At 55.1% G+C, this 17,674-nt stretch carries 20 protein-coding genes; 9 read left to right on the top strand and 11 right to left on the bottom strand.

Annotation, left to right across the window (positions count from 1 at the left end):
- Positions 1-25 precede the first annotated feature (25 nt).
- Entirely contained in the window at positions 26-1,492 is a 1,467-nt protein-coding gene (locus ACT3TC_RS11765; RefSeq protein WP_444640188.1) for an aminoacyl-histidine dipeptidase, read from the top strand.
- 73 nt (positions 1,493-1,565) lie between these two features.
- Here the strand turns inward: ACT3TC_RS11765 and ACT3TC_RS11760 are convergent, their stop codons facing one another.
- Together ACT3TC_RS11760 and ACT3TC_RS11755 are read right to left on the bottom strand one after the other, a co-directional pair.
- Complete coding sequence (locus ACT3TC_RS11760; protein ID WP_172117354.1) at positions 1,566-2,042, bottom strand: Dps family protein; 477 nt, start codon at positions 2,040-2,042, stop codon at positions 1,566-1,568.
- Between the two features lie 233 nt (positions 2,043-2,275).
- Entirely contained in the window at positions 2,276-3,415 is a 1,140-nt protein-coding gene (locus ACT3TC_RS11755) for a glycerate kinase (protein WP_444640187.1), read from the bottom strand.
- Positions 3,416-3,536: 121 nt separating this feature from the next.
- Between ACT3TC_RS11755 and ACT3TC_RS11750 the strand changes: the two genes are divergently transcribed.
- From ACT3TC_RS11750 to ACT3TC_RS11735, 4 genes are read left to right on the top strand one after another with little or no spacing between them, the layout of a single operon-like run.
- A complete protein-coding gene (locus ACT3TC_RS11750) occupies positions 3,537-4,097 on the top strand; it encodes a hypothetical protein (RefSeq protein WP_444631187.1) in 561 nt (186 codons plus the stop codon).
- Complete coding sequence (locus tag ACT3TC_RS11745) at positions 4,094-4,468, top strand: hypothetical protein (RefSeq protein WP_444621484.1); 375 nt, start codon at positions 4,094-4,096, stop codon at positions 4,466-4,468. Before ACT3TC_RS11750 ends, ACT3TC_RS11745 begins: the two co-directional genes overlap by 4 nt.
- 53 nt (positions 4,469-4,521) lie before the next feature.
- Positions 4,522-5,154 (top strand): DUF1007 family protein, encoded by a 633-nt coding sequence (locus tag ACT3TC_RS11740; protein WP_264298632.1) that lies wholly within the window; start codon positions 4,522-4,524, stop codon positions 5,152-5,154.
- Positions 5,155-5,209: 55 nt separating this feature from the next.
- Positions 5,210-6,253 (top strand): nickel/cobalt transporter, encoded by a 1,044-nt coding sequence (locus ACT3TC_RS11735; protein ID WP_444640186.1) that lies wholly within the window; start codon positions 5,210-5,212, stop codon positions 6,251-6,253.
- 6 nt (positions 6,254-6,259) lie between these two features.
- Here ACT3TC_RS11735 and ACT3TC_RS11730 read toward each other — a convergent pair whose 3' ends face one another.
- Complete coding sequence (locus ACT3TC_RS11730; RefSeq protein ID WP_193053317.1) at positions 6,260-6,679, bottom strand: HIT domain-containing protein; 420 nt, start codon at positions 6,677-6,679, stop codon at positions 6,260-6,262.
- 188 nt (positions 6,680-6,867) lie between these two features.
- Between ACT3TC_RS11730 and ACT3TC_RS11725 the strand changes: the two genes are divergently transcribed.
- Positions 6,868-6,999, top strand: a complete 132-nt coding sequence (locus ACT3TC_RS11725) for an entericidin A/B family lipoprotein (RefSeq protein ID WP_087105855.1) — start codon at positions 6,868-6,870, stop codon at positions 6,997-6,999.
- A gap of 131 nt (positions 7,000-7,130) precedes the next feature.
- Positions 7,131-7,448 (top strand): I78 family peptidase inhibitor, encoded by a 318-nt coding sequence (locus tag ACT3TC_RS11720; protein ID WP_444640185.1) that lies wholly within the window; start codon positions 7,131-7,133, stop codon positions 7,446-7,448.
- On the opposite strand, the gene ACT3TC_RS11715 is transcribed toward ACT3TC_RS11720, so the two are convergent.
- From ACT3TC_RS11715 to ACT3TC_RS11680, 8 genes are all read right to left on the bottom strand, one after another.
- Positions 7,445-8,050: a LysE family translocator gene (locus ACT3TC_RS11715; protein WP_444640184.1), complete on the bottom strand. Its 606-nt coding sequence runs from the start codon at positions 8,048-8,050 to the stop codon at positions 7,445-7,447. The two genes, ACT3TC_RS11720 and ACT3TC_RS11715, sit on opposite strands and share 4 nt — an antisense overlap.
- Positions 8,043-9,047: an ion transporter gene (locus ACT3TC_RS11710; protein WP_441677295.1), complete on the bottom strand. Its 1,005-nt coding sequence runs from the start codon at positions 9,045-9,047 to the stop codon at positions 8,043-8,045. Before ACT3TC_RS11710 ends, ACT3TC_RS11715 begins: the two co-directional genes overlap by 8 nt.
- A gap of 125 nt (positions 9,048-9,172) precedes the next feature.
- Positions 9,173-9,688, bottom strand: a complete 516-nt coding sequence (locus tag ACT3TC_RS11705) for an acyl-CoA thioesterase (protein ID WP_444640183.1) — start codon at positions 9,686-9,688, stop codon at positions 9,173-9,175.
- A gap of 51 nt (positions 9,689-9,739) precedes the next feature.
- Positions 9,740-11,050, bottom strand: coding sequence for a short-chain fatty acid transporter (locus ACT3TC_RS11700; protein WP_444640182.1), 1,311 nt, complete (start codon positions 11,048-11,050; stop codon positions 9,740-9,742).
- A gap of 130 nt (positions 11,051-11,180) precedes the next feature.
- Positions 11,181-12,470: an MATE family efflux transporter gene (locus ACT3TC_RS11695; protein ID WP_193053312.1), complete on the bottom strand. Its 1,290-nt coding sequence runs from the start codon at positions 12,468-12,470 to the stop codon at positions 11,181-11,183.
- Positions 12,471-12,481: 11 nt separating this feature from the next.
- Positions 12,482-12,730, bottom strand: a complete 249-nt coding sequence (locus ACT3TC_RS11690) for a YfhL family 4Fe-4S dicluster ferredoxin (RefSeq protein WP_087105869.1) — start codon at positions 12,728-12,730, stop codon at positions 12,482-12,484.
- 80 nt (positions 12,731-12,810) lie between these two features.
- Entirely contained in the window at positions 12,811-13,305 is a 495-nt protein-coding gene (coaD, locus tag ACT3TC_RS11685) for a pantetheine-phosphate adenylyltransferase (RefSeq protein ID WP_193053311.1), read from the bottom strand.
- Positions 13,302-15,185: a beta-ketoacyl synthase gene (locus ACT3TC_RS11680; RefSeq protein ID WP_444640205.1), complete on the bottom strand. Its 1,884-nt coding sequence runs from the start codon at positions 15,183-15,185 to the stop codon at positions 13,302-13,304. The genes coaD and ACT3TC_RS11680 overlap by 4 nt, the downstream gene beginning before the upstream one ends.
- A 210-nt stretch (positions 15,186-15,395) precedes the next feature.
- Here ACT3TC_RS11680 and trmB point away from each other — a divergent pair, with 210 nt between their 5' ends.
- Positions 15,396-16,061 carry a tRNA (guanine(46)-N(7))-methyltransferase TrmB gene (trmB, locus tag ACT3TC_RS11675; RefSeq protein ID WP_444640181.1) on the top strand — a complete coding sequence of 222 codons (666 nt, stop codon included), beginning with the start codon at positions 15,396-15,398 and terminating at the stop codon, positions 16,059-16,061.
- 162 nt (positions 16,062-16,223) lie between these two features.
- Positions 16,224-17,651: a D-alanyl-D-alanine carboxypeptidase/D-alanyl-D-alanine endopeptidase gene (gene dacB, locus ACT3TC_RS11670; RefSeq protein ID WP_444640204.1), complete on the top strand. Its 1,428-nt coding sequence runs from the start codon at positions 16,224-16,226 to the stop codon at positions 17,649-17,651.
- Positions 17,652-17,674 lie beyond the last annotated feature (23 nt).

Here is a 17,674-nt window from a genome sequence, read left to right as displayed (position 1 = left end):
CGATTACCGATAATGAAGAGCTTTTATGAACGCACATTTAGACGCGTTAACGCCGCCTATCGTTTGGCGCCATTTTCGTACGCTGTGTAATACGCCGCGCCCTTCTGGCCAGGAAGCTGCGTTGGTCGCGATACTAGAAGCCTGGGCCGATGCTCAAGGGCTTGCTCACGACCGCGATAGCTTTGGCAATTTACGCATTTGTAAGCCGGCATCACCTGGTTGTGAACACGCCCCAGGGGTTATTTTGCAGGGCCATCTGGATATGGTGGCCCAGGCCAATACTGACAGCGCCCATGATTTTTCGCGTGATCCAATAAGCACCTACGTCGCCGATGGTTGGCTGCATGCTGAGGGTACGACGCTTGGGGCTGACAACGGAATGGGCGTAGCGGCTATTCTTGCCGTACTTGAGGATGCAGAGCTCACCCATGGTCCGCTTGAAGCGCTGTTTACTCTGGAAGAAGAGACCTCAATGGGAGGCGCGCTGAACCTGGCAGAGAACTGGCTGAAAGGTTCATTGCTGCTTAACCTGGACAGTGAAGATCGCGGTGAAGTGTATATCGGCTGCGCGGGCGGTGGCGATGTGGTGGTGGATGCCCAGCTACCCGTTGCCAAGCTACGCGACGATGAGCAACTGGTCGAGATTGCACTGACAGGCCTTAAAGGCGGCCATTCAGGCATGGATATCCATAAGCCGCTGGGCAATGCCAATCGCCTGCTGGTGCGTGCGCTGCATACCCTTGAGGGGTTTGATGGGCGGCTGGTTAGCTACCACGGCGGCACGCTGCGTAATGCGATTCCTCGTGAAGCGTTTGCTCAGCTGGCCTTGCCCGCTGACGAAGTGGATGCCGCTTTCGACGCGCTAAAAGCGCTGGAAAGTACCCTGCGTGCCGAGCTTGGCAGTGGCGATAGCGGTCTGGTGCTGACGGCAACGCGTGCGGTGAATAATGCGTCAGTAGACCCGCTAACCCTGGACGCCAGTGCCATGTTGGTGGCCGCGCTTCACGCAGCGCCCTGCGGCGTTGAGCGCATGAGCGCTGATGTGCCCGGTGTTGTTGAAACGTCCAATAATCTGGGCGTACTCAGCCTGAAAGAGGGCCGTTTGCATCTATGTGCGCTGGTGCGCTCCTTGCACGATACCGCAATGATCGCTTTGGCCGACCGTTTTGAGGCACTGTTTGGGTTGATTGGCGCACGTGTCCGTGTCGAGAATAGCTACCCCGGTTGGGCGCCGAATCCTGGCAGTGCGCTGTTAGCGATTTTTAACAAACGCCATGCCGCGCTGTTTGAGAAAGAACCCGCTGTTAAGGTCATTCATGCGGGGCTTGAGTGCGGCATTCTGGGCAGTAAATATCCCCACCTGGATATGGTCTCGTTTGGCCCGCTGATTCGTGGGGCTCACTCCCCGGATGAGCGGGTGGAGCTTGCATCGGTCGATGAGTTCTGGCGTATGCTGCGCGCGTTGATGGAAGACCTCGCTCAGAAAGGCTAGCCCAACCTCGGGCTAAACAAAAACGGCACCGCGAGGGTGCCGTTTTTGCATCTATCGCTAAGAAGAGCGCTTATCACTTACCTAGGTAGGCGTTCAGCATCCAGATGGTTTTTTCCTGCTCGCGAATGTAGTCGCTGGCTAGTGAGGCTGTCCCTTCATCATCAGCGTCAGAGGCGAGTGAGAGCACTTCGCGTTGAAGCTCAATCAGGACCTGGTATCCTTTGATAATGCCGTTAACGCAGGCTTTGCCGTCGTGTACGTCTTTATCTTCCTGAATATGCGAAAGCGTGGCGTAGTCACTGTAGGCATGTACCGGCTTGTGACTCAGGGTGAGGATACGCTCGGCGACTTCATCTACCTTGGTCAGCAGGTCCGTGTAAAACTCTTCAAACTTGGCGTGTAGTTCAAAAAAGTCGCTACCCTTCACGTTCCAGTGGTAGCCGCGCACGTTCATGTAAAAAATCTGATAGTTCGCCAGCAGGTGGTTGAGTTTCTCGGCAAGCTGGCTGGCACTGCCTTCATGAAGGCCGATGCTATTGGTATCGGTCATGCTGTCTCTCCTTGTTGGAGCCGTGTAGCACGGCTATCAAATCGTTTGATTAGCATAAAACGCTGCTGGAACATTGCAAAACAGGTTTTTTGCATCGTACTCATAGCATTACGACATTACCGTGACGGCAACACCGCCCGGTTTTAATAACTGGATATTAAAACGGACCATGTATCGACGTGGCTTTCACGAATGCTGCCTAACAACAGTAATGCTGCCGTTCGAGATGTTTTTCAAGGGGCCGCCGGGGTTAACCATAAACGAATAATTGTTTCACAGCGTGCCGCCAACAACTCGGCTGTTCTGGGTAAAGCCTGTTCCAGCGTCATGGGGCCATCGGCCAAGGCAAAGGCCGCGGTTACACCTTCATCAAGACAGGCTTGCCAGCCATCGCCCAGGCTGCCCGCTAAAATAACCACAGGTTTACCCAAGCGCTTGGCCGCACGGGAAACGCCAATGGGTGTTTTGCCCGACATGCTTTGTCCATCCAGGCGTCCCTCACCGGTAATGATCAGGTCAGCGTTATTGAGCAGAGTGGGCATATTCGCGTGCTGCATAATCAATTCGATGCCCGGTTTCAGCGTCGCGTTAAGAAACGCGCTGGCTGCAAACCCCATTCCGCCTGCGGCACCTGCGCCGGGCAGGTCTCGGTAGTCATGCGCCAACGCGCTGGCGCAAATGTCGGCAAAGCGGGCAAGCGCCAAGTCAAGCTGAGCTACCTCTTCAGGGGAGGCGCCTTTTTGAGGGCCAAATACCGCACTGGCGCCCCGTTCACCCAGCAGTGGGTTATCCACATCTACCGCTGCTTCCACGCTGAGTGAGGCCAGGCGTGGGTCCAGCCCAGAAATATCCAGCGATTCAAGGCCTGCAAGCGCAGCACCGCCTGGCGCAAGTGGCTTGCCATGTGCATCCTGAAACCTGGCGCCCAGGGCTTGTAGCATGCCAGCACCGCCATCGTTGGTGGCGCTTCCTCCCAGCAGTAGTAGTACGTTTTCGGCGCCCTGGTTAAGCGCTGCGAGAAATAACTCGCCTACCCCAAAGGTGGAGGTTTGTAGCGCGTTGCGCTCTTGAGGGCTTAAGTGTTGTAATCCGCTGGCTTCTGCCAGTTCGATAAACGCGGTACGCTGTTCGCTAAGCCAACCCCAGGCGGCATCGCGGGGTCGTCCAAGTGCATCGTGAACCGTTTGATAGCACCGCTTGGCACCGGTTGCGGCAATTAATGCATCCAGACTTCCTTCGCCACCATCAGCCAACGGGCAGCAGTGTGTTTGCGCGCCGGGGACCGCACTACGTACGCCTTTAGCCATCGCCTTGGCTGCTAATTCAGCGCTTAGGGCGTCTTTAAAACTATCGGGGCAAAGCAGGATATTCATCGCACAATCTCCGCAAATGACGGTCTCTAATCTATTGTAATGATGAGAGGAGCTTAACGCGCTGCTTGCTGATAGACCAGTTGCTGATAGACCCGTTGTGATCATCGCTTGAGGATCTAACATGAAGTCGATACCGATTAGCTTAACCTGCCTGCTGGCGCTGGCTGGCTGCCAGGTGACGCCAGACCGTCTGCCCCAGGCCGAGCCTGCCCCCTCAGCGGCCTGCTATTTTTCTAACAGTGCTGAAAGAGACTCCCAGGAAGTGCTTCGCCAAAGCGTTGCGCTGCTCACCGAATCGGGATTTGAACTGAATTCGACGGATGCGACGTTAGGCCTGGTCACCGCTAGCCGCACTCAAGCGCTGCGTGGCTATTACGACCCTTATGATAACGCCTACGGTTATGGGCGCGGCATACGTGCCTTCGGCGGGTTTGGAGTGGGAGGCGGCGGCGGTATCGGCATCGGAATGGGCTTTGGGGGCGGGCTGCAACAGCAGCCAGTCGAGGTCGAACGGGTCTCACTCCTGATCCACGACGACCATATTCGTATCTCGCGCGATATCCGCCGCTTCGACCATCTGGGCGATATGCGAGAGTCGTACAGTGCGAGCAACGATGATTTTTGTCAGCGCTTTCAAACGGCGCTTGAGCAATACAGGGTGCCAACCGGGAGAGGGTTATGAGGCGAGGCCGTTGGGATATCAGGTGGGTGGGCGTGATGCTTTTGGGTGCATGGCTTACCGGCTGTGCAACGACGTCGCCGTCTGTCCCGCGTGAGCTTGTCTATCCAGCCTCGGTCGACACAACGTTTCGAAGCGCTGTCGAGCTGATGATGAAGCAAGGGTATGTGGTACGCCACGCCGATTTGGCCCTAGGGCGTGCAGAAGCCTCGCTAGCCCGCTGGCCTGAATACCGTTTGCAACTGCAGGTGAGTGAAGCCGGGAGTGGTAGCCAGGTGAGTGTCATGGCCTGGCGTGGCAATCAACCATTGGCGCCTTATTTATTGGATCCGTGGCTAGTGGATTTACAAGCAACGTTGGGATTAGCACCGTGAAGCAGTGTGGTGATCAAAGAGTAAGTACTTTTTATAGCGGCAAATGTTGGGCGCTGGGCGCTGGATTGATCGGCTTGCTGATGAGCCCGCTTGCAACCGCACATCCGCATGGCTGGATTGATTTTAGTATCCGGGTCATGACCGACGAGGAGGGCGTTGTGCGTGGGTTGCATCACGCATGGCGGATGGACCCTTTTTATAGCCTAGTGGTGTTTGAAGAGCTCCAGCATGTGGATGGCGTTAGCCTGGAAGTTGGGCTTGACCGATTAGGCACTGAAATACGCGATAATCTTGCGGGTCAGCACTACTTTACAGACGTTCGTTTGGATGGCGAGCCGTTGGCATTGGGTGAGGTAACCGAATACACGGCCAGGGAACATGACGGGCGGCTTAGTTTTACGTTTATCCTCCCGCTACAAACGCCCCAACCCTTGGCGGGTCATGTGCTTGATTATCAAATATACGATCCAACGTATTATATCGAGATGGTTCACGAGTCAGAAAATAACCAGCCTAAAGACGACGCCTTGGTGCTGCACGGGGAACCTGCCTGCGAGCTAAGCATCTTAATCGCCGAACCTGACCCTGAGCTGGTCCTGCAAGCTGCTCTGCTGGACCAGGATGAGGAAGCCGAACCAGGGCTTGGACGATTTTTTGCCGAAACGGGGCGTGTTGATTGCCGCTAATCACAAGCCGCAGACCCGACGAATTCTATGAATGTATGAAATAAGGTAGTGCTTTATGCGATCACTCGTTATGCGCAGGCCCATTATGCTGATTGCGCTATTCGCACTTGCTGCCGGGGCAGTGATATTTCTATGGGAAGGGGGATTACAGGGCACAAGCTACCAGATGCTGGCTTGGCAGCGGAGCTTTAACCGCTCGCTTACGCTGGCGATTACCGAGCTTGCCCGCGAACCTTCTCAAGCCACCTGGTGGGTATTATTGAGCGTCAGTTTTGGTTACGGCGTTTTTCACGCGGCAGGGCCAGGGCACGGGAAGGCGGTGCTGGCAACGTATCTGGCTTCTCATGGTGGCGCCGTGCGACGCGCGCTAGGACTTTCGTTTGCCGCGTCGCTGTTGCAAGGCGTGACTGCCATCGTCATGGTGGCCATTCTGGTGCACGGCCTGGGGTGGCTAACGCGTCAGGCCATGGGCAGTGTTGTTTGGGTTGAGCAGGCCAGTTTTTTACTCATAACGCTATTGGGTGTTTGGCTATGCGTTCGGGCTTACAAGCAGCTGCGCCGCGCTTATCAGCCTATTGCGTTTTATCCGGTTCAGCACGACCACGGCAATGGCCATCATCTCCATCACGACCACAGTCATGGCCACCACCACCACCACCACCACCACTGCTGTGGCGGCGCGCATCATATCGAACCCGAGCAAGCGTTGGATTGGCGTACCGCCATCATGACGGTCGGCGCGATTGGTATGCGTCCTTGCAGTGGCGCGGTACTTTTACTCGGCGCCGCCAGCCTATTGGGGCAATTTTATGTTGGCGTTTTGTCGGTACTGGCCATGTCGCTGGGTACAGGAATTACGGTGTCGGCGTTGGCGCTTGCCAGCGTGTTTGCACGCCGCTGGGCAACGCGGCGTTTAGCCAGGCAGCAGCACGCTTCTCAGTCGGCGCATAAAGTGGTGGGCTGGGCGGCGCTTGCCGGCGGCATGTTGATTGTTCTATTGGGCGTTATGCTTGTCACGACGAGTGTTTCTCAACCCGCCGGGGCGCCCTTGCTTGGCGAGCCGCCCGCAAGGCAAAGCAGCCCGCTTTTAAGGCCCTGACAGCAGCTAAGCGTTTAAGCGGTCAATATGCGCAATAAGTTGATCGCGCAGGTCGGCAAGTGACTCCAACTCATACGGTTCGGCGCTGCCATTGCCCCATACCGGCGCAGGCCAAGTGGCATCAGCCTGGTGGCGCACGACCACGTGGATATGCAGCTGTTTGACGACGTTACCTAAGGTGGCGATGTTCAGTTTATCGCCCTCGAAGAGGGTTTTCATCACGCTGCCCAGTTGGGTGGCTTCCCGCCATAGCTGGGCCTGGTCAGGCTCGGAAAGCTCAAATACTTCGCTGATATTATTCAGCCGAGGCACCAGAATCACCCAAGGATAGCGCGCGTCATTCATTAACAGCACACGGCAGAGTGGCAGGTCGGCGATGGGGAAGGTGTCAGCGTCCAGACGTTGGTCGAGAGTGAAATCGTTCAAAGAGCGCGCTCCAGGTAGTCTTCAATGGTGTATATGATAGCCGATGCTTTGGGTAGATGACGCGGTGTAGGGAGCAACCTTCGGGAAAACAGGCGAAATTACCCAAACACTGTTACGCTAAAAGTACTCCTTGGAAAAGGTAGGCGCTACCAGAGGGGCTGTTGCTAGACACGTTAAGGAGAACTCAAATGAAAAAACTTTTAGCGACTGGTTTTATTCTACTTATGACAGCAGGCGCGTTGGCCGGTTGTAACACGGTGGCTGGCGCAGGCCAGGATGTGGAAAGAGGCGGCCAAGCCGTTCAGGACGCCGCAAGCTAAGGTCCATGAACCCTTGACGATGTCGAGTGGGCCAGGCAATTGCCTGGCCCACTGTGTGTTTGGCCTGCAGGTTAATAATCATTCGGGGTAGGTTTATGAATACGTGGCGATCCACTTATGGGTTTCAGTACATGAAATTATTAGCCGCCAGCGGCGGCATTATTCTGCTTTCTGCATGCGCTGCCGGTTCTGACACGGCTAGAACGTCGGGTTCGGGTGATCAAAATGGCCAACTGGTATCCATGGACAGCTGCGATACCGCCTCAATTCGCTACGCCATAGGCGAGGCCTTCGATGAAGCGAACGTTTCGCAGTTGCAAAGCGAAAGTCAGTCGCGCCAGGTGCGCGTGCTACGTCCAGGCGATGTGGCCACTATGGACCACCGGCCGGACCGCTTGAATATCCATGTTGATAGTAATGAAACGGTCGAAGCTTTACGCTGCGGTTAGCGCAATATCAGCACTACACAAGCGGCGGTGAGCACTCCCATGGTGACGTTAAATATTCGCCAGGCACCGTCGCTTTTAATCCAATGACCGATCGCTATGCCAAACCCTGCCCATAGCGCCAAACAGGGGAAGGCAACCAGCTCTACAAAACCCACCAGGATTAACGCGTTTGCAACGGTTGAACCCTGATCAGGAATAAACCCCGCGATTAACGCAAGCCCCATGACCCACGCCTTGGGATTGGCGAATTGAAACGCGGCGGCCTGCCAGAAGGTAAGGGGTACGCTGTGTGCCTTGCTCTTTAAATCAGGCGGTGGCGCGCTGGCAATTTTCCATGCGAGGTAGAGTAAGTAAGCACTGCCTAACCAGCGCAGGGCTAATTGTAAAGAAGGATAGCGCTCAAACAGCACGCCTAACCCCAAAGCAATACTGAAAAACAGCAAAAAGCAGCCGCCGACAATACCCACCATATGTGGCAGCGTGCGTTTAAAGCCAAAGTTGGCGCCTGACGCGGTTAACATAATGTTATTAGGGCCGGGCGTTAGGGTCATCGACATCATGTAAAGGGCGGCTGGCCCAAGAATAACCCACTGACTATTCATAACGATCCTTCCAACGCTGGCGATTCACCTGCTCTTTAAGCATTTCAAGCATATCGTAAAGCACCAATTCTGTGATTCGTTGGCTGCCTTCATCGACGGTCAGCCAGCTGTTAAAGCCGCTCTCTGCGGTGCGTTCAACCACTTGCCTAAACTCGGGAGAATGGATGCCCAGCGCAAGCTCATCCACTAACCGTTGGGCAACGCCGCTAATAGACGCCTGCATGGCATTCGTGGCGGTTTGGCCCATCGGCAGGCGGTGCAAGCGCTGAATCTCGGGGCTTTCACGTAGCGTGCGGCTTACAAGTTCATCAATGGCTTGCATCGCGTGCGTGCGATTTTGTTGGTACGCCTCGCCCACGGTACTTTCCAGACGCTGCACAATTTCACTAATCAACTGCTTTTTGCGCGGCATGATGACTCGGTCGACCACCCGCTCAGTTAGCGAGTCGCTGGACAGAATTTGCTGCTGTACATTGCCCAAAAGCCGTAGCGCGATACGATCAGAAAGCTCTTCAAGCAGGATATCGTAATATTTAAAGAAAAATTGATATATCGACCAGTGCGTAATGTTAATAAGCCGCAGACGATGTAAGCGATGAAGTAATGACACCACACGCAGTATTCTGAGTAGGCGAAAACCGCTTAATGGAATACAGCCCAGAACGTCATACCAGTGCACAAAGGGGTAGAAAAACCAGCGATGATAGCGCCTTTCGGCCACGGCGACGGTCCAACCCAGCAGAACATCGGCAACAAAAAAAGCGACAAAGAACAGATCAATCGTAAAAAAGCGGCTATGGACTTGGGTATCATAAAATGTATAAAAGGCGGGTGCCAGGCCTGCAATTGCCTGGTTAACAGGCTCGATTAAAAACAGTGAATCAAACAGCAAAAGCCCTAAATTAAGCACCACCGCGATGAGAATCAGTAAATCCCAGCCAATATGAGCGTACTCAACGGGCTTGGGCAATTGTGGGTAGCGCCGTCTGGTGGGCATGAAACCTCCTTGTGAATGGGTATTAAAGCAGCATCAAGCCTGATTCGGCCGCTGCCTGCGACGCCTCGTAATATCCGGGCTAGCCTATTAAGCCTGCGCCTGGCAGTTAAGCCTGCGCCTGACAGTTAAGCCTGCTCTTGATAGTGCTGCTGGGTAAGTTTTTCTTCCTGCTCTGCCTGTTTACGATGCTTTTTTCGCAGTGCTGCTTTTTCAAAACGGAGCTGTTGAATAGGGGTGGTAAGCGTCAAAGGGGGAACGCTGGCGGGTTTTCCGTCAGGGTCCACCGCGACCATGGTGAGGTAGCAACTATTGGTATGGCGGATGAGCTTATTACGGATATCTTCGGCGACCACCTTAATGCCGATCTCCATTGAGGAGCGACCAACATGGTTAACGCAGGCCAAAAAAGTGACGAGTTCGCCCACGTGAATGGGCTGTTTAAATAGCACCTGGTCGACGGAAAGGGTGACGACATAGTGGCCCGAATAGCGGCTGGCACAAGCGTAAGCGACTTCATCCAGTTTTTTAAGAATAGCGCCCCCGTGTACTTTACCGCTGAAGTTCGCCATATCGGGCGTCATTAGTACGGTCATTGACAGCTCATGCTGCCCTGGTAAGGCCGTGTGTGCGGCATCTGACATAACGTGTCCTTGGTTAACGCTGCCCGCCCTGTGGGGCGGGCAGATAAAAGCTTAGAACCAGACCAAGCCTATGGAAATAATCACCCCGGTGACAAACAGCTGAATCAGGCAGAAGCCCATAATATCTTTGGCTTTTAGGCCTGCGATGGCAAGCACCGGCAGCGCCCAGAAAGGTTGCAGCAAGTTAGTCCAGGCATCGCCCCAGGCAACGGCCATAGCCACTCGTGAGATATCGGCACCCAGCGCCTGGGCCGCTGGCAGCATCACGGGCGCTTGCACTGCCCACTGGCCGCCGCCGGAAGGCACAAACAGGTTAACAATGCCCGCGCTAATAAACGACCAAAAGGGCAGTGAGGTTGCTGTCGCAAACGAGATTAGCCACTCCGACATGCTTTGGGCCAAGCCTGACTGCACCATAATGGCCATAATGCCGGCATAAAACGGAAACTGAATAACGATGCCTGCGCCGCCCTTAATGGCTTCGTTAAGGCTAATCAGCAAACTGCGTGGTGTGCGATGAAGTACGATAGCTAAAAACAGAAACAGAAAGTTCACGATATTCAGGTTTAAGCCGCCGCCCCGAAGAATAAAGTGATCAAGCAGATACAAAAGCCCTGGCACGCCCACCAGTAGCGAAAGTACCAGGCTATTTTCGAGTTTTTCCGCCGGGCGGGTAATACGCTCCTTCGACGCGGGGGCATCTTCAAGCAGCTTGCTATCGACATACACACTGTCTTTTTCGTCGGGCAGCATTAACCGATTAACCAGTGGTACCGCGATAAACAGACACACAACAATCGCCAGGTTAAAAAAGGCGAAGATCGTTGAGCCGGTGCCAATCACGCCAATCGCATCGGCAGTGAAGTGTCCTTCGGTGGCGATAGTCAGCGGCACGGAACCCGCAAGGCCACCGTGCCACACGATGAAGCCCGAATAGGCACTCGCCACGAGCAAGCGGTAATCCACGCGTACCAACCGAGCTAACTCCTTGGCAAACAGTGCCCCCACCACCAGGCCAAACCCCCAGTTAATCCAGCTGGCCACAAGCGAGACCAGCGTCACCAGGATAATTGCGCCACCGGCACTTTTTGCCGTTCCGGCAAGCTTTTGCAGGATACGCTTCACGGGCGGAGAGCTTGCCAGCATAAAGCCGGTTACCAGGACCAGCAGCATTTGCATCGAGAAGGTTAACAAGCCCCAAAAGCCGTCTCCCCACATGCGCATCACCGCAAGGGGCGTTTGGCGCTCCACGGCAATGGCGGCAGCGGCCGCCACGATCGTCAGTAGCAAAACAAAAATATACGGGTCGGGTAGATAACGCTCAACCAGCTTAACCGCTGGTTTCGATATCATTTTTAGCATGGCAAGCTCTCTTGTTTGTTATAGGAAGTACATGACTAATATACGGCGATGCGCCATGGCTTTCACATTTAAAGACGTACTTTAGAACGATAGCGCAGCTAGCCAATAACGGGAGGACGGGTTTAAACGCTTATTGCCAACGCGAGTGCCGGTAGCGTCGATAGTAACCAATCAATACACCCGAGCGCACCGTAATAAACAGGGTAAAAGCGAACCATAAGCCATGATTGCCTAGCCCTTGGGTCAGCCACCAGGCCGGCAGGTAAACCAGCATGGCGATAAAGATACTATTACGCATTTCACGCACGGCGGTAGCACCAATAAATACGCCATCCAGAAGATAGCTCCAAACGGCAATCAGCGGCATCACCACCATCCACGGAAGGTATAACGCGGCGGCAGTGCGTACTTCGTCAAGCCCGGTTAAAAGTGCCACCAACTGATTGCCGCCAAGGGCAAACCCCAGTGAGGCACCGGCCGCTGTCCAAAAGGAGAATTGGGCTGCCCTGCGAACAATGAGTGAAAGCTCCTGCCAGTCACGGCGACCAAAGGCGCGACCCACCAGCGATTCTGCCGCGTGGGCAAAGCCATCCAGGGCGTAGCTGGTGAGCATAATAAATTGCAGCAGCACCGCATTGGCGGCCAGCACCGTATCGCCTTGGCGCGCCCCTTGAGCCGTAAAGAAGGCCATGACGAACAGCAAGCCAAGCGTGCGTACAAACAGGTTGGCGTTGATATTGAAAAGGGCCGTATAGGCCGACAGTGCCAGCAGGTGTACACGCGATAAATGCCCAGAAAGCGTTTTAAGTTGGCGCGTCACCAAATAGCCGCCAAACGCTAGTGCACTGTAGTCGGCAATAACGCTTGCCCAGGCAACGCCATTGCTGGTCATGCCCAAGCCCACCACAAACCACAGGTCGAGCACGATATTGACGCTGTTGGTCAGCAACAAAATCATCAGCGTAACGCGAGAGTTTTGTTGGCCTAAAAACCATCCCAATATTGCATAGTTGGCCAACACGGCTGGCGCCGACCATAGGCGTATTTCGGCATATTCACGGGCCAGCGGCGTAGCTACCTCGCTACCGTCCAGCAACCAAAGCCCCAGGGAAATAAGCGGTGACGAGAAAAGAATCAGCAGTGCACCAATCGCCCCAGCAATGATCAGCGATTGGCCCAGTAACAGGCGCACATCGCTATCACTTTCACGGCCGATAGCCTGAGCGACCAGCCCGGTGGTGCCCATGCGCAAGAAACCAAAGCCCCAGTAAAGAAAGCTGAAAAGAGTGGCGCCCAGCGTCACCGCCGCCAGATAACGTGAATCGGGCAGATGCCCAACCACCGCAGTATCGACCAGACCCAGCAGCGGGACGGTAATATTGGAAAGGATAATTGGCCATGCGATGGCCCATATACGCACGCGATCGTCGCTTAGGCAGCAGTAATAATGCGGTACTTCTCTAACAGCTGCTGCTGCGTTTCCTTGCGTGCCGGGTCAAGCGGAATACAGTCTACCGGGCAAACCTGCTGGCACTGTGGCTCATCGAAATGGCCAACGCACTCGGTGCACAGGTTTGGATTGATGATGTAAATCTCTTCGCCGGGCGAGATAGCATCGTTCGGACATTCGGGCTCGCAGACGTCACAATTAATGCATTCATCGGTGATCATCAGTGCCATGGGCATACCTCGCAAATGGCTGGCACACCCGGGAATAGCGGCAAGAAATACCCGAGTGTTTTACTCAACAATGTTAGTGGTTACGTAGTGTAGTGCTTACGCAAGGCTTCTGCGACCTGGGAAGGTACCAGTGGTGAAATATCGCCGCCCAATTTGGCAATTTCACGCACAATCGTGGAGGAAATATACGAGTTTTCTACGCCAGGCGTTAGAAAAACGCTTTCCAGCTCCGGGTTTTGAGCGCGATTCATGTTGGCAAGCTGAAGTTCGTACTCAAAATCGGATGCGCCACGCAGACCACGTAAAATGATGGTGGCGCCTTGCTCGTGCATAAAGGTCGTCAGCAGATTGGAAAAACCCACTACTTCAACGTTGGAAAGCGACGCACAGACGTCTTTAGCCAAGGACATGCGGGCTTCTAAATCAAGGCTTGGCCGCTTGCCGGGGCTGGCTGCTACGGCAATGATGACCTTCTCGAACATCCTCGCGCCACGCGCTATAAGGTCCATGTGACCGTTGGTAATCGGATCAAAAGTGCCAGGGTACACGGCAATATTGACGCGTGGCGTGTTCATTCCGAGGGCTCCTCGTTGATGCTACCAAAGGGGTTATCACTGGTAAGTGATACCGCCTGGGCATAGCCTGGAATATGAATGCGGTCAGCGTGAATATCCAGCTCCGGCCCTTCCAGCACCTCTTCGCCAAACTGATAGCGCGGCGCATAGTGGCCTCTATCCGCTTGAGCCAGATAGGCATCTGCCTGGGCGCGTACGGTTTCACGACGCGTTTTCCAAGCATTGATGGCATCGGCGCCATGGCGCTGGAGCAACAGGCGCTCAGTAACATCGGGTGAAAGCACCACGCCGGTGGCGTTATTGCCGCCAAAGCCCTTGGCATTAATAAAGGCAGCATCTGCCTTAAAGGCGATAGGGGGTTGGAAAAAACGCAGCCGGTCGGCGTAGACATCGTCAGCCACTTCATTAAGCGTGGGGATGCCGGGCAATATGTCATGGGCAAAACTGCCGAGCGCGCTTACCAGCTGGTCGCCCGCTGCCGAGCCTTGGGAGTGGCCAATAAATGACTTGATGGCGACGACTGGCCAGTCGGTAATGCCATTCGCACGGGCAATTTCATCCAGCACATGGGACTCAGTCGTGCGGTTTTTCGGCGTGCTGGTGCCGTGGGCATGCAGAAAACTGCGCTCTCTTAGTGCTTTTTCGCCTAACAGGTCACGCACCAGCGATGCGGCCTTGCCCAGGGTAATGTAATTGCCAATACCTGGTGCGGAAATCGAGCGTTTAAAGCCGTCTGCGTTGACAAAGACATCCGGTACCGAGCCCAGAATGTCTGCGCCCAGCTCAAGCGCCAACGAGTCATCCATTAACAGGATAAACTGGCTGGCTTCTGCCATGGTAAAACCACAGTTAAGCGCAAACGGTCGGCTGGCGCGCTGGTAATCCGCATCTGTTAATAGCTCCAGAGCATCCAGCGCTTTTAAGCTAGCGTCGTCTGCCAGGGCGCCCATCGCGCGAAAGCCTTCAATAATTTCCGGGGTGATCGGCGCATCAGCGGTGCCTACCATGACCACTCTGCGTCGCCCCGAACGAATATCTTCAGTACCCAAGCGCAGGTTATAGAGAAAACTGGCGCAGGCGCCTAATACCGCCCCGGTACTGCCAACGCTACCCAGCACATAGGCATTTAAAAAGTCGGCGGGCATTTGCCCGTACCCTAACGGCATCTGTTTTGAGGTGGCGCGTTGACCGCTCACCAGGCTCTTCATCAAGCCGCCCCAGCCAGCATCATCCAACTGACCAATGGAGTTGCCTGCATAAACTGCGATGTGGTCAGGATTAAGCGTTTGGCGCAGCGTCTCCCAGGATAAACCGCTGGCACCCAGGCAGTCGCTGGCGCCAAAAATCGCCATCGAGAGTCCGCGAGGGTGATGCACGCTGCGGTACAGGCTTGCCGGTTCAAAACCGTGAGGAAGCTGCGCGGCTGCACATACCTTGGGGCGCTGAGCGTCGGGCAGCAGCGTCTCAAAAACGCCTGCCGGTACAGTGACCTCTACTTCACGGGCGCCCAGTTCGCGGACCTGCCAGTTTTCCGGTAAATTTTCCGGAAGCTGGCGGCGGCGCAGCGTAAAGCGCAGCGGCTCGCTCAACTGAAGGCTGGCCTGACGATTGGCAGGCAGCCCCGGCTCCAGGAACCTGGGGTCCTCGTTGCGGCGAACCAATGTGTGGTTAAGCACCTGATCACGTAACGACTGAGCAGGCGAGTTTACGGGCTGGCCTGCGCGATCGTGCCACCCTTTTTCGGAGTGCTCGACAAGCTGCATAAGGGCCGCCAGGCCCTCCAGGGTCTGGCGCTGCTGGTCAGCGGGAAGGGCATCAAGCACGGTACGACGGAAGGCCTGATGGCCTGAGGTCCTGCCGGCGGGATTGATGCCGCCCATGCCGACAATCACCGGTAAGTGTGACAAGCCGGGTTCCTCGTGGTGCGGTGGTTTTTAATAACAGTTATCGCCAATGGCAGGGTAAAAAGTACGCGGCCATTGAGCTTAATAAATATCTCGGGCGTGATCATAGCACCGGGCACCTTATGACGTCATGCTGCAAGCGCAGGAGACTGATAGAATCACCTCTTTTTAAGTCTGAGGGATGGCATGCAGAACACTTCTCGCCCCGTTATATCCAATCAGCCAGGCCCTCACCATGATCTAGCGCGCCGGGTCGATCGAGCGTTGGCGACGCCACTACGTAAACCTATTGCGGCTCATACTCTGGAAGCATTTGAGCAGGCTAGCCGCTGGTATCAAGCGCGTCATGCTCCGCTGATCATCGATGCCGGGTGCGGTGTTGGAATTTCGACCCGCCAATTGGCTGCACAGTTCCCTGACCATGCCGTGATCGGGGTCGACCGCAGTGAAGATAGGCTAGGGCGTGATCATGGCGCGCTACCGGATAATGCGTTGCTGGTCCGGGCGGACCTGGTTGACTTTTGGCGCTTGGCGGATCAGGCGCGGTGGCAACCTGAACGCCACTATTTGTTGTACCCCAATCCGTACCCCAAGGCCGCTCATTTAAAGATGCGCTGGCATGGGCACCCGGTTTTACCCACACTGTTGGCACTTGGTGGCCAGCTTGAGGTGCGCTCCAACTGGCCGCTTTATATTGAGGAGTTTGCCTTGGCAGTCGCGCAAGTAACGGGAAGGCAAGCAGACATCGGCGTATGGACGCCCGATAGTGAGTACTTAACCCCCTTTGAAGCTAAATACGATAAAAGCGGCCAAACGCTTTGGCGCTTACAGGTTCAACTCGAGCGCTTATAACGTTTGTGTTAGGTGAAAAACCTGGCCTGTCCGCGCGGATGGATATCGCCCTGATAGTGGTAGGTGTGGTGGTGATGCACGTGTTTTCAAAATGAATAGACATTGAGGCCGATAACAGTGACGTACTTCTTTAAAGCAACGGTGCGCAAGTGGCGCGTGACGATGACCGCCGGGGTAGCCGCCGCTTCACTACTGGCGAGCCCTGCGCTATTTGCCGATTTTAGCCGTTTGGGGCAGTTGCAGGATAAGGGGTTTTCGATAAGCGCGGAGGCGCGTCTGCTTGATACTGATGCGCCTGAATTGCTGGGAAGCATCAACCCAGAGCGCCAGATGGCGCCCGCCTCTGTTACCAAGGCCTATATGGCGGCCGCCCTGTTAAATCGCTTTGGCCCTCAGCATCGCTTTACCAGCCAGCTGGTAAGCAGTGGCGCTATCGATAACGGCATTTTGCGTGGGGACCTGGTGTTTGAAGGCGGCGGCGACCCCGGGCTTACGACAGAAAATCTGTGGCGCCTGGTACAGCGCTTACAAATGGCCGGTGTTAATGAAGTGGATGGTGCGCTCGTCGTAAGCCAGTGGCGTTTTGGCCCTGTCGACTGTACTACCAACGACCGCTGCAACGCCCGCACCCGTGTGACCAATGCTTATAGCGCGCCGCTTACCTCCGCGGGGGTTAATTTCGGCAGCTGGTGTGTCAACGTAGCCCCTTCTCAAGTGGCGGGTGAACCCGCTCGTACCACGCTTTGTGATAGCCAGTTACCATTAATTGATATCGATAACCAGGTCATCACACGTCCGGCCAATAGCGGAACCGAAATTAGCGCCGAGCGCGTCACCGATGAGCGTGGCGATGTAATGCGCCTGAGTGGGCAAATTTCGACCAACGCCATGGCTCGGGATATTTATCGAGGAGCCGGCGACGCCGCTGAAGAGACCGCGCAGATACTGCTTGGCATGCTAAACCAGGCGGGCATTGCTGTCAGGGACCCATGGCGTGTCACTTCCACTCAGCCTCTTGCCAGTGCGAAGCGCTTGGCGGCGGTGGATAGCCAGCCGCTACAAGAACTCCTGCTGCGCACCATGAACTACTCCAATAACTATATGGCTGATGTGCTGGCCTTAAACCTGGTGGAAACGCCGCAAGCCCAGCTGCGTCAGGCGGGTTCAGCGCTGGAGGTTTATGCCGAGAGCTTATCAGGCCACGGTCCTGTCACCTTATATAGCGGTAGTGGACTGACGACAGAAAACCGTACCTCGGCTCATGGCGTTAATGTAATGCTGGAGGACATGTATCTGAAGAGTTCGCTGTTTCCAAGCTTCGTGGCCACCTTTCAGTCGCCTGCCAACGGCGTCATGCGATTTATTCGACGCGGCTCATCCACGTTTCAAGATAACGTCATGCTCAAAACCGGTACGCTGAATCAGCCTTTTGCCGTACGCGCTGTAGCAGGTTACTTTCGTACGGCCTCCGGGCGTTGGGGTGTTTTTAGTGTATTGGTGAACGGAAGTGGTAACACTCCTTATATAAGCTGGTCTGAGGTGCTTGATCCGTTGTCGCTCGATTTGGACGCAATGATTCTGGCTAATTAATTTCCTCGACGCTTAAAGTGAGA

The sequence above is a fragment of the Halomonas sp. AOP27-A1-41 genome (assembly GCF_052378605.1).
GTDB lineage: Bacteria > Pseudomonadota > Gammaproteobacteria > Pseudomonadales > Halomonadaceae > Vreelandella > Vreelandella citrativorans.
Note: the sequence above shows the minus strand (reverse complement) of the source record. Positions and strands in the feature narration are given on the sequence as shown.

Excerpts from the sequence above, each read along its gene's own strand:
- ACT3TC_RS11680 (WP_444640205.1), bottom strand. The coding sequence starts at position 15,185 with ATGGGCGGCATCAATCCCGCCGGCAGGACCTCAGGCCATCAGGCCTTC.
- ACT3TC_RS11725 (WP_087105855.1), top strand. The coding sequence starts at position 6,868 with ATGAAAAAACTTTTAGCGACTGGTTTTATTCTACTTATGACAGCAGGC.
- ACT3TC_RS11690 (WP_087105869.1), bottom strand. The coding sequence starts at position 12,730 with ATGGCACTGATGATCACCGATGAATGCATTAATTGTGACGTCTGCGAG.
- ACT3TC_RS11710 (WP_441677295.1), bottom strand. The coding sequence starts at position 9,047 with ATGCCCACCAGACGGCGCTACCCACAATTGCCCAAGCCCGTTGAGTAC.
- ACT3TC_RS11735 (WP_444640186.1), top strand. The coding sequence starts at position 5,210 with ATGCGATCACTCGTTATGCGCAGGCCCATTATGCTGATTGCGCTATTC.
- ACT3TC_RS11750 (WP_444631187.1), top strand. The coding sequence starts at position 3,537 with ATGAAGTCGATACCGATTAGCTTAACCTGCCTGCTGGCGCTGGCTGGC.
- ACT3TC_RS11765 (WP_444640188.1), top strand. The coding sequence starts at position 26 with ATGAACGCACATTTAGACGCGTTAACGCCGCCTATCGTTTGGCGCCAT.
- coaD (WP_193053311.1), bottom strand. The coding sequence starts at position 13,305 with ATGAACACGCCACGCGTCAATATTGCCGTGTACCCTGGCACTTTTGAT.
- ACT3TC_RS11755 (WP_444640187.1), bottom strand. The coding sequence starts at position 3,415 with ATGAATATCCTGCTTTGCCCCGATAGTTTTAAAGACGCCCTAAGCGCT.
- ACT3TC_RS11760 (WP_172117354.1), bottom strand. The coding sequence starts at position 2,042 with ATGACCGATACCAATAGCATCGGCCTTCATGAAGGCAGTGCCAGCCAG.
- ACT3TC_RS11705 (WP_444640183.1), bottom strand. The coding sequence starts at position 9,688 with ATGTCAGATGCCGCACACACGGCCTTACCAGGGCAGCATGAGCTGTCA.
- ACT3TC_RS11720 (WP_444640185.1), top strand. The coding sequence starts at position 7,131 with ATGAAATTATTAGCCGCCAGCGGCGGCATTATTCTGCTTTCTGCATGC.
- dacB (WP_444640204.1), top strand. The coding sequence starts at position 16,224 with ATGACCGCCGGGGTAGCCGCCGCTTCACTACTGGCGAGCCCTGCGCTA.
- ACT3TC_RS11715 (WP_444640184.1), bottom strand. The coding sequence starts at position 8,050 with ATGAATAGTCAGTGGGTTATTCTTGGGCCAGCCGCCCTTTACATGATG.
- ACT3TC_RS11700 (WP_444640182.1), bottom strand. The coding sequence starts at position 11,050 with ATGCTAAAAATGATATCGAAACCAGCGGTTAAGCTGGTTGAGCGTTAT.
- trmB (WP_444640181.1), top strand. The coding sequence starts at position 15,396 with ATGCAGAACACTTCTCGCCCCGTTATATCCAATCAGCCAGGCCCTCAC.
- ACT3TC_RS11745 (WP_444621484.1), top strand. The coding sequence starts at position 4,094 with ATGAGGCGAGGCCGTTGGGATATCAGGTGGGTGGGCGTGATGCTTTTG.